Source organism: Terribacillus sp. 7520-G (assembly GCF_002271665.1).
Taxonomy (GTDB): Bacteria; Bacillota; Bacilli; order Bacillales; family Amphibacillaceae; genus Terribacillus.
Map to the genome: position 1 here is coordinate 41,299 of NZ_NQFP01000007.1, position 13,607 is coordinate 54,905.

A 13,607-nucleotide genomic window follows, 5' to 3' on the forward strand; every position below is an offset into this window, starting at 1 on the left:
AGCAGGGGTGTTATGGCGAAGAAAAAGAGTTTTCCGTTGCGTATCAACCAGGAAATCTATGATATGGTACAGAAATGGGCAGACGATGACTTTCGCAGTGTGAATGCTCAGATTGAATATTTGCTTCGCGAACAGCTGAAGCAAGCTGGCAGACTGAAGCCGGAAAAAGAAAAATAGAGCAGGAGGCATCATGCTTCCTGCTCTTTCTTTTTTTATGCCATGCTGTTGGCGGGGAGATGCATTGTGAGTTCATGCAGCCCAGACAGCTTTTGAAGATCGAAGTTCCCACCGCTGATGACGATACCGCAATGCTTGGACTGTATACGCTGATGATGGCGCATCAAGGCTGCAAAGGCAGCAGCGCCGGCTCCTTCTGCAAGTGTTTTGTGCCGCTCGAGCAGCTGCAGGATGGCAGCTGCGATATCATGCTCCGAAACAGTGACGACATCATCCACATATTGTTGGATCAATGGCATCGTTACCTTGCCCGGCTCCTTGACGGCAATGCCCTCCGCGATGGTCGTGCAAGTTAAGGATGGTATCAGATGTTTGTGGAATGCATGATAAGTTGCACAGGCTGCCTCCGTCTGCACACCGATTATCCGGATGGAAGGCTTGATTTGCTTGGCGGCAAAAGCGATACCGCTGATGAGCCCGCCGCCTCCGATCGGAACGATGATGCAGTCGAGATTTGGCTGATCTGCCAGCATTTCCACTGCGATTGTACCCTGTCCGGCGATGATATCCACATCATCGAAAGGATGGATGAAGGTGGCTCCTGTTTGCTCCTGCTCTTTTTGGGCGGCGAGTAGCGCTTCCTGGAAGGTTTCGCCTGCCAGCTCGACTTTTGCACCATAGTTCCTTGTTGCTTCCACCTTCGGCTTCGGTGTATGGATCGGCATATAGATTTTAGCTGTGATGCCGCGTTTTGCAGCTGCTAAAGCAACGCCTTGCGCATGGTTGCCTGCAGAAGCCGCGATGACACCTCGTTTAGCGTCATTTTCCTTCATACTGCCGATCTTGAAGCAGGCACCTCGAACTTTGAATGCGCCTGATTTCTGTTCGTTCTCCATCTTCATATAAATGTTCCTGTCCAAGAGCCTGTCAAGCGTCGTGGAGGTCCTGATCGGTGTATGATGTACCAAATCCTTCAAAAAGTCTGCAGCTGCTTGTATTTTTTTCTGACTTAAGCAATCCCCAAAGCCTTCACGCTCCTTCAATTATGTGTCTGTTCAAATTGTGCTATCTGATCGGCATAGGTCAAGGTGATGCCGATCTCGTCCAGTCCATTCAATAGCATATGCTTATTATATGCAGGAATGTCAAAGACTGCCTGGAACCCCAGCCCATCATAGACTTTCTGTTTTTCTAAATCTATCGTGAGGATAAATTTATCCTGTTCTGCCTGTTTGAGCAGGTAGTTTACTTTTTCCTCGGATAGTTTGATGGCCAGTATGCCATTCTTGGTCGTATTATTATAAAAGATATCTGCAAAGCTAGGTGCGATGATCACTTTAAAACCATAATCCAATAGCGCCCAAGGAGCATGTTCGCGGGAAGATCCGCAGCCGAAATTATCACCGGCAATCAAAACGGACGCTCCTTTGTATTTCGGATGATTCAATGTAAAGTCCTGCCGTGGCTGGCCTTTCTCATCAAATCGCCAATTATAGAAAAGAAATTGTCCGAAACCAGATCTCTCTATCCGTTTCAGGAATTGCTTCGGTATGATTTGGTCCGTGTCGACATTGCGCTTTGGAAGCAGGTAGACAAGTCCATTATGTGTATGGATCGGTTCCATTTTCCATCCCTCCTTAGACAGTTGGTGCCGCAATTTGCCGGACATCGACAAATCTTCCTTCGATAGCTGCCGCTGCCGCCATTTCCGGGCTGGCCAAATGGGTGCGGGCACCGGTACCTTGCCGCCCCTCGAAATTCCGGTTCGAAGTCGAAGCGCAGCGCTCGCCTGCCGGCACGACATCATCATTCATTGCCAGGCACATACTGCAGCCTGCATCCCGCCATTCGAAGCCTGCGTCCTTGAAAACCTTATCCAGCCCTTCCTGCTCCGCCTGCATCTTGACAGTGAAGGAACCTGGAACGACCATGGCGCGGACTGCAGGGTGAACCTTTCTTCCCCGGATGACACTTGCTGCCTTGCGCAGATCCGTGATGCGTGAATTTGTACAGGAGCCGATGAAAACATGCTGGATTTCGATGGAAGTCAGCTGCTGGTTCGGCTCCAATCCCATATATGCCAGTGCTTGCTCGACAGCTGCCCGTTCGTCCTCATCCTCGATGAGTGCCGGGTCCGGCACATTTGCCGATATCGGCAGACACATACCTGGGTTCGTCCCCCAAGTCACCTGCGGTTCGATTTCTGATGCATCCAAATGCACCGTATGGTCATAGACTGCACCTTCATCGGTGGCAAGCTGCCGCCATTCGGAAACGGCTGCTTCGAAAGCAGGGCCCTCCGGGGCGTATCTCCTGCCGCGAAGGTATTCGAATGTCGTTTCATCCGGACTTATCAAGCCGGCTCGCGCCCCTGCTTCAATCGACATATTGCAGATTGTCATCCGTTCCTCCATCGACAGGTTCCGAATGGCTTCACCGGTGTATTCGAGTACATAGCCGGTGCCGAATTTGACGCCGAATTTACCGATGATAGCCAAAATCAGATCCTTGGCTGTCACGCCGGTTCCAAGGGTGCCTTCGATGTGCACATTCAGCGTCTTCGGTTTATTTTGCCAAAGTGTCTGGGTCGCAAGGACATGCTCCACTTCACTTGTACCGATGCCAAAGGCCAAGGCACCGAAGGCTCCGTGGGTGGAGGTGTGGCTGTCGCCGCAGACGATTGTTTTGCCAGGCTGTGTAAGTCCGAGCTGCGGGCCGATGACATGCACGATACCTTGATCCGGATGGTCGATATCGGCTAGACGGATGCCGAACTCAGCACAATTGGACCTTAGTGTTTCCATCTGTTTACGCGCAACCTCATCCCGGATCACCGACCTATGTATCGTCGGTACGTTATGATCGACAGTTGCAAATGTCCGCTCCGGCTGCCGCACTTTCCGGCCTGCCAGGCGCAGCCCCTCAAAGGCTTGGGGGGAGGTCACTTCATGCACAAGATGCAAGTCGATATACATGAGGTCCGGCTTATCAGGCTCCTGTACAACGGTGTGTTTTTCCCATATCTTTTCGATGATCGTCTTCGGTTTCTCCATTGTTCTCAAGTCCTTTCCTTACGAACTTACTTTTGCTGTCATCAGCTGATCGATGACAAGGGAGGTCATTTTTTCTGTACCGACGATTGTTTCCGGATTCCCTTGCATATCCTGGGTTCCGTATCCGCTTTCGAGCACTTCATCCACAGCTTTCTCCACGGCCTTTGCTTCTTTTTCCATGCCGAAGGAGTAGCGAAGGAGCATCGCTGCCGAGAGGATGGTGCCAAGCGGATTGGCAATATCCTTACCGGCTATATCCGGAGCGGAGCCATGGACTGGCTCGTAAAGGCCAAGTGTATCCTCCCGTAAGCTGGCTGAAGGGAGGAGGCCGAGTGATCCAGTGAGTACGGATGCTTCATCGCTCAGGATATCGCCGAAAAGGTTTTCGGTGACGATGACATCAAAGTAGGTTGGATTGGTAATGAGTTTCATGGCAGTTGAGTCAACAAGCATATGCTCCACGGTCACTTCGGGATAATCCTTGCTCTTTTCATCGACGATTTCCCGCCATAGCTTGCTGGATTCCAGTACATTCGCCTTGTCGACGGAAGCGAGACGTTTATTCCGAAGCATGGCACTTTGGAAACCGGTTTCGACTATCCGCTCCATCTCATACCTTTCATAATGAAGGGTGTCGACAACCGTCTGCCCTTCGTTGCGGCGTTCGCTCGGGGTCCCGAAATATAGCCCGCCTGTCAGTTCCCTTACAATCAATAAATCGCTTCCTGCGACGATTTCCTGCTTGAGCGGAGAGCTGGCAAGCAGAGAGGGGAAGGTTTTGACAGGACGCAGGTTTGCAAAGAGGCCTAAGCCCTTGCGCAGCTGCAGCAGTCCTTTTTCCGGCCGCAGATGAGGAGGATGCCGGTCCCATTTGGGTCCTCCCACGGCTCCGAGTAAAATGGCATCCGCTCCTTGACAAGCCTGGAGTGTATCTGCAGGCAGCGGTTCCCCGCATGAATCAATGGCAGCGCCGCCGATATTTTTTTCATCGAAAGTAAAAGTGTGGGAGAAAATGTCGGCAACCCGCAGCAGGACAGAAGCAGCTGCCTCTGTCACAGAAGGCCCGATGCCATCTCCCGGTAGCAGTACGATTTTCTTTTGCATGATCAGCACTCTCCAGGTCAGATTAGATTAAAGCTTGCACTTTTCTCAGCGTTGCAGCACGCAAAGCGCGGTTGACACCGTTGACAAAGGCATGGCTGGAAGCTTTCAAGACATCATTTGCCGTGCCGCGGCCGGTATAGTCTTCGCCGTCGACTTGCAATTGAACATGGACTTCGGCAAGCGCATCTTCTCCTTTGCCGACTGAATGGATACGGTAGTCCATCAATGTCACTTCTTCATCGATCAAGGCTGCCAATGTATTGTAAATAGCTTCCACGGTTCCATGCCCCGTGCGTGCGGTCTCCTTGATCCCTTGCTCAGGTGTCTGCAAGGCAATGGTAGCTGTCGGCAAATTTTGCGGTCCCATCGTCACTTGAAGGGCTTTCACTTCATATATCTTCACAGGGTCATGCTTTGTCTGGATGTCCAGTGCGATGGTGAAAAGGTCCTCATCCGTTACTTCTTTCTTTTTATCTGTCAGACGCTTGAAGCGGTCAAAAGCTTCCTGCAGCTGTGTCTCATCAAGCATGAATCCAATTTCTGCGACTCTCGTATTGAACGCATGCCGTCCGGAATGTTTACCGAGTACCAGATTGGTAGCATTCATCCCTACAAGTGCGGGCGTAATGATTTCATACGTTTTGGCATGCTTCAGCATCCCGTCTTGATGGATGCCGGATTCATGGGCGAATGCATGGTCTCCGACAATTGCTTTATTGCCTGGCACTGTCATCCCCGTCAATTTGCTGATCAAGCTGCTCGTTCGTTTGATTTCATGCAGGACGAGGCGGGAGGAGTGCTGATATGCATCTTTCCGGATATGAAGGGCAACCGCTATCTCTTCAAGTGCGGCATTGCCGGCACGTTCGCCGATACCGTTTACCGTGCCTTCGATTTGAGTCGCACCGCTTTCGATTGCTGCTATGCTGTTGGCGACTGCCATTCCCAAATCATCATGGCAATGTGCGGACAGATCTGCTTTTTCTATATTTCGAACGTGTTCCTTCATATAAGCAAACATTTTCCCATACTCGGCCGGGGCAGCATAACCTACAGTGTCAGGCAGATTCACGACTGTGGCACCAGCATCGATGACGGCCTCTGTGACTCGTGCCAAAAAAGGCAGCTCCGATCTGGAGGCATCCTCTGCTGAAAATTGGACGATCGGAAATCGTTTCTTGGCATAAGTGACCATGTCGACAGCCGTCTGCAGTACTTCCTCCGGTGTTTTTTTCAGCTTGTATTCCATATGGATAGGGGAGGTGGCCAAAAATACATGGAGTCGTGGCTGCTCCGCATCCTTCAATGCTTCCCAGGCGATATCGATATCGCTTTTCTTTGCCCGTGCCAATGCCGTGACAGCTGTCGTCTTGATTGTCCGGGCAATTTCCTGGACAGCGAGGAAATCGCCCTCGGAGGAAGCGGGGAAGCCCGCTTCCAATACATCCATTCCGAGGCGTTCCAGCTGACGGGCGATCTCAAGCTTTTCCAGTTTGTTCAGGTTGACTCCTGGAGTCTGTTCACCATCCCGAAGCGTTGTATCAAAAAATTTTATTTGAGCCATGGACAATCACTTCCTCAGCGGATTGTTTTTTCTTTCCTTGTTTGACGAATGGCATCAATTCACGGAGCTCACGGCCGATTGTTTCGATCTGATGGTTTGTTTCCTTCGCATTGATTGCGTTGAATTGCGGGCGGTTGGCTTGGTTTTCCAAGATCCAGCCTTTGGCGAATGTCCCGTCTTGGATATCTTCCAATACTTCTTTCATACGGGCTTTCGTTTCATCATTGACAACCCGCGGTCCCGAAACGAAGTCACCCCACTGTGCTGTATCAGAGATGCTGTAGCGCATGCCCTCCAAACCGTCCTCATACATGAGGTCGACGATCAGTTTCAATTCATGCAGACATTCGAAGTAAGCAACCTCCGGCTGATAGCCAGCCTCTGTCAATGTTTCAAAGCCCGCTTTGACAAGACTGGTAAGCCCGCCGCAAAGGACAGCCTGCTCCCCGAACAAATCTGTTTCGGTTTCTTCCTGGAATGTCGTCTCCAAGATGCCGGCACGGCCTGCTCCGATGCCTTTCGCATAAGCAAGTGCTGTTTCTTTCGCTGTCCCGGTCACGTCTTGGTAGATACCGTATAGGGCAGGTACACCGGCTCCTTCCGTGTAAGTACGGCGAACAAGATGGCCCGGTCCTTTTGGAGCGACCAGGAATACATCCACATCCGATGGAGGTGTGATTTGATTGAAATGAACGTTGAAGCCATGGGCAAATACCAGGGCATTCCCGCTCTCCAGGTTTTGCTCGATGCTTTCCTTATAGATGGCGGGCTGAAGTTCATCCGGTACAAGCATCATGATGATATCCGCGGCTTGAGCTGCCTCCGATGCAGATCGCACATCATGTCCATCCTCGGCTGCCTGATTCCAGGATTTACCTTGACGAACGCCGACCACCACATCGAATCCGCTTTCCTTCAAATTCTGTGCATGGGCATGACCTTGGGAACCATAACCGATCACCGCGATTTTCTTTCCTCTCAAAACCTCTTCTTGAATATCATTGTGATAGATGACTTTTGCCATTGTTCATTCATTCCTCTCCATGTTTAATTGGTTATAAGTGAATACGTGTTTCCATCCGCAGCTTGCGGCTGATGCCCACGCAGGAAGGCCGTGACTCCGGTTCTTGTCAATTCCTTGATACCATATGGACGGACCAGCTCGAGGAAAGCCTCGATCTTATCCGTGTCGCCTGTTACTTGAATGATCATGCTGTCCTTGCTGATATCGACCGCACTTGCACGGAAAGGAGCAATGATGCTTTGGAGCTCATTCCGGCTGGCAGGTGGGCACACGACTTTCACCAGTGCCAGCTCCCGGGCGACAATGGCGTTATCGGTGATATCGGCTACCTTCAGGACGTCAATTTGCTTGTGAAGCTGCTTTGTGAGCTGTTCCAGCTTCTGCATGTCTTCCACTTCGACGACGAATGTCATCCGGCTGACTTGCTCCACTTCTGTCTTGCCGACAGAGATACTATCGATATTGAATTGCCTTTTTTGCATCAGACCGGTTATCCGGTTCAGTACGCCGCTTCTATTCTGGACAGTGGCGGTAATGATTCGCTTCATCGACTCACTCCAATCATTTCATGCAGTCCTTTTCCGGGTGCTATCATCGGGAATACATTTTCCTGCCGCAGTACTCGGCAGTCGATCACGACGGCTTCGTCTGATTGAAGCATGGAGGGGAGAGCTGCAATAAGCTGCTCCTGTGTCTCCAGACGGATACCCTTGATGCTGTAGCTATCCGCCAGCTTGATAAAATCAGGCTGGATATCAAGCAGTGATTCAGAGTATCGCTCTTGATAGAAGAATTCCTGCCATTGCCTTACCATACCAAGGCTTTGGTTATTGACTATCAAGACCTTGACCGGGAGCTTCCTTTCCTGCAGCACGGAAAGCTCCTGCATCGTCATCTGGAATCCGCCATCGCCGACCACGCTGATGACTGTACTGTCGGGACTTGCCAGCTGGGCTCCGATGGCAGCAGGGAAACCGAATCCCATTGTTCCCAGTCCGCCGGATGTCACCCAGCGATTTGGCTGATCGAATCCGTAATATTGCGCTGCCCACATTTGGTGCTGTCCGACGTCCGTCGTGATGATGGCATTTCCTTTTGTTGCCTTGTGGACAGCTTCCATCACCCATTGCGGTATGAGTTCCTGCGCCGGGTTATTGTACCAAAGCGGGAATTCTTCCTTGTATTGCTGCAAATGATCGCGCCAGGACTGAATGTCTGGTATTTCGGCTTCTGCTGCTTGAAGTGCCTGCAGCGCTGCTTTTGCATCCGCCACCACAGGGATGGCCGTAGGGATGATTTTGCCTATTTCCGCCGGATCGATATCGATATGTGCAATCGTTGCCTGCGGGGCAAAATGCTCCAGGTTGCCAGTAAGCCTGTCATCGAATCGGGCACCGATATTGATCAGCAGGTCGCATTCATACAGGGCGCGGTTTGCGGCATATGTCCCATGCATCCCTGCCATGCCGAGAAACTGATCATCGCTGGCCGGAAAGCAACCGAGGCCAAGCAGGGTGGAGGCGACGGGCAGCTGGAACCGTTTGGCAAAGGCATGGATTTCTTCGGATGCCTTGGCATGCAGGATACCTGCCCCTGTTAAAAGAACCGGGCGTTTTGCGTGTACAATCGCTTGGGTAAGCTTTGTGATTTGGTTGCTGTTGGGCTTCGTTGTCGGCTGATAGCCTGGAAGGTGGATGTCACCCACGTCAGCAGAAGAGGCATAAGCCTCACCGGAGATATCTTTCGGGATATCAATCACAACAGGTCCCGGCCGCCCGGTTGTGGCGATATAAAATGCTTCCTTGATGATCCGGGGCATATCCTCCTGCCGTTGGACTTGATAATTATGCTTGGTGATCGGAGTGGTGATGCCAATCACATCCGATTCCTGAAATGCATCGGTACCGATGACGCTCCTGCCGACTTGACCTGTGAATACGACAAGGGGAAGGGAGTCCATCATGGCATCGGCGATTCCGGTGATAAGATTCGTTGCACCAGGTCCTGATGTTGCGATGACGACCCCGGGCTTTCCGGAGACGCGGGCATAACCTTCGGCAGCGTGGATGGCTCCTTGTTCATGTCGGGTCAAGATATGCTGGAACCGTGGTTCTGCCCGATACAAAGCATCATAAATCGGAAGCACGGCCCCTCCCGGATAGCCAAAAATCGTATCGACTCCAGCCGCCTGCAATGCCTCGACGAACAGATCTGCACCTGTTTTGGGAGCTTTGGCTGCAGGCTTTCTTTCCTGTACGGCTTGTGCCTTCACCTTCATGTTTTATCCCTCCAGTAGTTTTTGATATATAAAAAAGCCTTTTTTCTCCATTCAAGCAATTCAGCAAGAAATGGGGAAAAAAGACTTTGCTTTTCTCGGTACCACCCAAGTTCACAGCTCCCTTACGGTAAGCTGCCTCATGGAGCCGATCAATATCAGCTCCGTTTTGATAACAGGTGCCGTACACCTGGCTCAGCCTACTGATTGTTATATTTTCAGCTCAGCGCTCAGGGAGGAGAGATGACGGATTATATTGCCGGGATTCCAGCATCCCCGGCTCTCTGTGAATATAATGCCTCCGTCACTATGGTCCCGTCTTCGTGTTGGTTATATTTTCATCACACCGCCAGTGTTGGCGGATGTAACAAGCTTTGCGTACTTCGCCAGGTAGCCAGATTTGATTTTTGGCTCCGGCTGTTTCCAATTTTGGCGGCGTGTTTCAAGGACAGCTTCATCGACGAGTAATTCAATGCTGCGTGTTTCCAAGTCGATGAGGATAGGATCGCCATTTTCCACGAAAGCGATCGGCCCGCCCTCGGCAGCTTCGGGGGAGATATGACCCACCGAGATACCTCGAGTGGCACCCGAGAAGCGGCCGTCTGTGATGAGGGCAACCTCTTTTGCCAAGCCGCGGCCGGCAATGGCGGAAGTAGGGGAAAGCATCTCCGGCATCCCTGGGCCGCCTTTTGGACCTTCATAGCGTATGACAACGACATGGCCGGCCTGCACAGTCCCATTGGTGATTCCTTCCTGCGCCTCGTCCTGTGAATTAAAGACGATCGCCTCCCCGAGAAATTTCTTGATGGAAGGATCCACAGCCCCGACCTTGATCACACTGCCGTCCGGTGCCAGATTGCCGTACAGGACACTCAGTCCGCCGACAGGGCTATATGGATTATCCAGCGGGCGGATGACCTCTTTATTCAAGATTTCGGAGTCTTCCACATTCTCGGCTATCGTCTTACCGGTAATGGTAATCCGCTCCTTATGAAGAAGTCCGTCGATTTTGCAGAGCTCGTTGATGATTGCGCTGACCCCTCCGGCCAGGTGGACGTCGTGCATGGAATAATCGGATGCAGGACTGATTTTGGATAGGTAAGGAACCTTTTCGGCAATTTTATTGATATCTGCCAGATTGTATTCAATGCCGGCTTCATGAGCGATCGCGATTGTATGGAGGACGGTATTTGTCGACCCGCCCATGGCCATATCCAAGGCAAAAGCATTATCAAAGGTTTCTTTCGTCAAGATATCGCGTGGACGAATATCTTCTTTGACAAGTCGGATCAAATGCCGGGCTGCTTCATAAATCAGCTCATGACGCTCGTCGGATGTAGCGAGCAGTGTCCCATTTCCAGGCACTGTCATGCCGAGCATTTCCATCAAACTGTTCATCGAATTTGCAGTGAACATTCCCGAGCAAGATCCGCAAGTCGGACAAGCCAGTGTTTCGATCGTCGCCAATTCCTGTTCGGTCATTGTACCGTTTTGCACGGCGCCTACGCCTTCAAACATGGACACAAGGCTCAGCGGCTTGCCATCAGGACTAATCCCGGCTTCCATCGGTCCTCCCGAAACAAAGACGGAAGGTACGTTCGTCCTGGCTGCTGCCATCAGCATGCCGGGTGTTATCTTATCGCAATTCGGTATATAGAAGACGCCATCGAACCAGTGCGCTTGTATGACGGTCTCGGCGCTGTCGGCAATGATCTCCCTGCTTGGCAAGCTGTAACGCATGCCGATATGGCCCATGGCAATCCCGTCATCCACTCCGATTGTATTGAATTCGAAAGGAATCCCGCCTGCTTGGCGGATCGCATCTTTTACTACTTCGGCAAATTTGTTCAGATGCATGTGTCCTGGAATGATATCGATGTAAGAGTTGCATACACCAATGAATGGTTTTCCCAAATCTGATGTCTTTACCCCGGTCGCATGAAGCAAACTGCGGTGCGGAGCTCGGTCAATCCCTGTTTTGATCATGTCACTGCGCATGGAATCAAAACACCTCCCAGCTGCAAAAGTTCTCTTTTTCTTTATGTTTTTGAATGCGAAAAACAAATGGATTAAATAATTAGAAAATTCATTTATTTGATTGATTGTCAGTTATCATAACGCCTAACCAAAGCTAGGTCAACAGCTAATTGGATAAATTTTCAGATTCTTTAAATCATTCAAACTAATTGAAAGCGTTACCAATACGCTGGTATTGGGGATTGTTTGTTAGATAATCTGGCAAAAAACTTTTTTATAGCCCTTGCTTTCAACGAAATATCCATTTGGATATATATGGGAATATTTTAGGGATAAAGATCAGACAATGTATCATCCCGGCAAAACGCATTCTCATCGCATCCTAAGCAGGTTGGAAACATATTGATTTGAAGGAGGCATGGGTCGACAGGTTCTTTAGGATGGGATTGATTGTGCCCTGAATTTCAATTGTGACGAAAAATATCGAACACTAAAACTTTTCAGTCAATATGGCGAAGCGTATAATAGAAAAGGTAGTTCAAGGGAGGTATACATATGACAAATAAATATGGACAAACATGGAATCTGGATGTGATTTTTCCTGGAGGAAGCAATTCTCCTGCGCTGGCAGAATATGCAGGGAAAGCAGAACAAGCCTTAAGTGAATGGAAGCAGGCTCTTGAATCCTTCCAGGTTCCCGAGCAAGGGGAGGATACGGAGGGCTTGGTGCGTATCCTGAAGAAATGGGAATCATCGGCAAAACACGTATTTGAGGTCGTTGCATTCGTCGAGTGCCTGGTGGCACAGGATGTGACGGATAAGAAAGCAAAGCAATGGTCCGGGAAGAAAGATGAACTGGTGGCGGCTTACAGCGGTACGCTTACCGGTGTCGATAGAGTCATTACACAAGTGCCGCAGCAGACATGGGAGCAGCTGCTTGAGCAGCCTGAATTGATCAATTATGCGTTCATCCTGGATGAGCGCAAAAAAGAGGCAGCACAGAAGCTGGATCCTGAGCAGGAAGTACTGCTCAATGATTTGGCCATTGATGGCTACCATGGCTGGGGAAGCATGTATGACACGATTGTCGGCAGCATCCAAGTACCATTGACAATCGATGGGGAGGAAAAATATTATTCCGTCGGCCAAGCCGCCAATAAACTTGATGCCGCTGACAGGAAAGTCCGTCAGCACGTGTTTTCCAGAATGCAGGAAGCATGGACAGGGAAGGAAGACTTCTTTGCTGAAACGCTCAACCATCTGGCTGGCTTCCGTCTGCAGACATACAAACACCGTAAATGGGACAACGTGCTGAAAGAACCGCTGGCTTATAACCGCATGTCCCAGGAAACTCTGGATGCTATGTGGGAAGCAATCACGGATGAGAAGGATGCCTTCGTAAAATATTTGCAGCGCAAAGCGGAGATTTTAGGCTTGGAAAAACTGAGCTGGTATGATATCGATGCGCCGCTCTCCTCTGCAACGAAACATGTTTCTTATGATGAAGCTGCGGATTTCATCGTCAAGCATTTCCGCACATATAGCAGCCAGATGGCTGATTTCTCACAGCAAGCATTCGAGAAGCGCTGGATCGAAGCGGAAGACCGTAATAGCAAACGTCCTGGCGGCTTCTGTACCAGCTTCCCGGACAAAAAAGAAAGCCGTATCTTCATGACATTCAGCGGAACTGCTTCCAATGTATCGACGCTTGCCCATGAACTGGGCCATGCTTACCATAGCTATGCGATGAACGATGTGGAACAGCTGAATCAGGAGTATGCGATGAACGTAGCAGAGACAGCTTCCACTTTGGCGGAACTGATCGTTTCGGATGCTGCGGTAAAAGAAGCTGAAACGAAGGAAGAAAAAATCGCATTGATCGAGGAAAAAATTCAGCGCAGTATCGCTTTCTTCATGAATATCCATGCCCGATTCCTATTCGAGACAAGATTTTATGAAGAACGCAAAAACGGGCTCGTATCGGCAGCTCGCCTGCGTGAGTTGATGGTGGAAGCTCAGAAAGAAGCTTATAATGATCAGCTTGATGAATATGATCCGACATTCTGGGCGTCCAAATTGCATTTCTACGCAACAGACGTACCATTCTATAATTTCCCGTATACATTCGGTTACTTGTTCAGTACGGGTATCTATGCAAAAGCTGCCGAGAATCCGGCAGACTTTGAACGCTCCTACAATGCTTTGCTGAAGGATACTGGTCGAATGACGGTGGAAGACTTGGCAATGAAGCATTTACAGGAGGATTTGACCCGGAAGGCATTCTGGCTGAAAGCTATAGAGGTATGCAAGCGGGATATCGAGGAATTCTTAAGATTGACTGCAGAGTGATAGTGGGCAGATTGCAGAGGAATTGTTTTTCTCTGCAATCTTTTTGTCTGTAAGATAGAAAAAAGCGGTTCCTCTGCTTAACCA

At 50.2% G+C, this 13,607-nt stretch carries 11 protein-coding genes; 2 read left to right on the forward strand and 9 right to left on the reverse strand.

The features are described 5' to 3' along the window. Window positions 1-12 precede the first annotated feature (12 nt). The gene (locus tag CHH53_RS02420; RefSeq protein ID WP_093726782.1) at window positions 13-177 is read left to right on the forward strand and encodes a type II toxin-antitoxin system antitoxin; all 165 of its coding nucleotides are present in this window, start codon (window positions 13-15) and stop codon (window positions 175-177) included. Window positions 178-212: 35 nt separating this feature from the next. Here CHH53_RS02420 and ilvA read toward each other — a convergent pair whose 3' ends face one another. The 9 genes from ilvA to ilvD form a co-directional block, all read right to left on the reverse strand. Continuing rightward, on the reverse strand, window positions 213-1,220 hold the full coding sequence (gene ilvA / locus CHH53_RS02425; RefSeq protein WP_233134791.1) for a threonine ammonia-lyase: 1,008 nt from the start codon (window positions 1,218-1,220) through the stop codon (window positions 213-215). Continuing rightward, the gene (leuD, locus tag CHH53_RS02430; RefSeq protein WP_095214534.1) at window positions 1,217-1,801 is read right to left on the reverse strand and encodes a 3-isopropylmalate dehydratase small subunit; all 585 of its coding nucleotides are present in this window, start codon (window positions 1,799-1,801) and stop codon (window positions 1,217-1,219) included. The genes ilvA and leuD overlap by 4 nt, the downstream gene beginning before the upstream one ends. 13 nt (window positions 1,802-1,814) lie before the next feature. Beyond that, complete coding sequence (leuC, locus tag CHH53_RS02435) at window positions 1,815-3,230, reverse strand: 3-isopropylmalate dehydratase large subunit (protein WP_095214535.1); 1,416 nt, start codon at window positions 3,228-3,230, stop codon at window positions 1,815-1,817. 18 nt (window positions 3,231-3,248) lie between these two features. Next, window positions 3,249-4,334: a 3-isopropylmalate dehydrogenase gene (gene leuB, locus CHH53_RS02440; protein WP_095214536.1), complete on the reverse strand. Its 1,086-nt coding sequence runs from the start codon at window positions 4,332-4,334 to the stop codon at window positions 3,249-3,251. Between the two features lie 22 nt (window positions 4,335-4,356). After that, window positions 4,357-5,898 (reverse strand): 2-isopropylmalate synthase, encoded by a 1,542-nt coding sequence (locus tag CHH53_RS02445; RefSeq protein WP_095214537.1) that lies wholly within the window; start codon window positions 5,896-5,898, stop codon window positions 4,357-4,359. Then, window positions 5,876-6,922: a ketol-acid reductoisomerase gene (gene ilvC / locus CHH53_RS02450; RefSeq protein WP_095214538.1), complete on the reverse strand. Its 1,047-nt coding sequence runs from the start codon at window positions 6,920-6,922 to the stop codon at window positions 5,876-5,878. Before ilvC ends, CHH53_RS02445 begins: the two co-directional genes overlap by 23 nt. A 23-nt stretch (window positions 6,923-6,945) precedes the next feature. Next, a complete protein-coding gene (gene ilvN, locus CHH53_RS02455) occupies window positions 6,946-7,470 on the reverse strand; it encodes an acetolactate synthase small subunit (RefSeq protein WP_095214539.1) in 525 nt (174 codons plus the stop codon). After that, the gene (gene ilvB / locus CHH53_RS02460) at window positions 7,467-9,200 is read right to left on the reverse strand and encodes a biosynthetic-type acetolactate synthase large subunit (protein ID WP_095214540.1); all 1,734 of its coding nucleotides are present in this window, start codon (window positions 9,198-9,200) and stop codon (window positions 7,467-7,469) included. Before ilvB ends, ilvN begins: the two co-directional genes overlap by 4 nt. 327 nt (window positions 9,201-9,527) lie before the next feature. After that, entirely contained in the window at window positions 9,528-11,195 is a 1,668-nt protein-coding gene (gene ilvD / locus CHH53_RS02465; protein ID WP_095214541.1) for a dihydroxy-acid dehydratase, read from the reverse strand. 534 nt (window positions 11,196-11,729) lie between these two features. On the opposite strand from ilvD, the gene CHH53_RS02470 reads away from it, so the two are divergent. Then, entirely contained in the window at window positions 11,730-13,523 is a 1,794-nt protein-coding gene (locus CHH53_RS02470) for a M3 family oligoendopeptidase (RefSeq protein WP_095214542.1), read from the forward strand. The last annotated feature ends 84 nt before the right edge of the window (window positions 13,524-13,607 follow it).

Excerpts from the sequence above, each read along its gene's own strand:
- CHH53_RS02445 (WP_095214537.1), bottom strand. The coding sequence starts at position 5,898 with ATGGCTCAAATAAAATTTTTTGATACAACGCTTCGGGATGGTGAACAG.
- ilvD (WP_095214541.1), bottom strand. The coding sequence starts at position 11,195 with ATGCGCAGTGACATGATCAAAACAGGGATTGACCGAGCTCCGCACCGC.
- leuC (WP_095214535.1), bottom strand. The coding sequence starts at position 3,230 with ATGGAGAAACCGAAGACGATCATCGAAAAGATATGGGAAAAACACACC.
- CHH53_RS02420 (WP_093726782.1), top strand. The coding sequence starts at position 13 with ATGGCGAAGAAAAAGAGTTTTCCGTTGCGTATCAACCAGGAAATCTAT.
- ilvB (WP_095214540.1), bottom strand. The coding sequence starts at position 9,200 with ATGAAGGTGAAGGCACAAGCCGTACAGGAAAGAAAGCCTGCAGCCAAA.
- leuB (WP_095214536.1), bottom strand. The coding sequence starts at position 4,334 with ATGCAAAAGAAAATCGTACTGCTACCGGGAGATGGCATCGGGCCTTCT.
- CHH53_RS02470 (WP_095214542.1), top strand. The coding sequence starts at position 11,730 with ATGACAAATAAATATGGACAAACATGGAATCTGGATGTGATTTTTCCT.
- ilvC (WP_095214538.1), bottom strand. The coding sequence starts at position 6,922 with ATGGCAAAAGTCATCTATCACAATGATATTCAAGAAGAGGTTTTGAGA.
- ilvN (WP_095214539.1), bottom strand. The coding sequence starts at position 7,470 with ATGAAGCGAATCATTACCGCCACTGTCCAGAATAGAAGCGGCGTACTG.
- leuD (WP_095214534.1), bottom strand. The coding sequence starts at position 1,801 with ATGGAACCGATCCATACACATAATGGACTTGTCTACCTGCTTCCAAAG.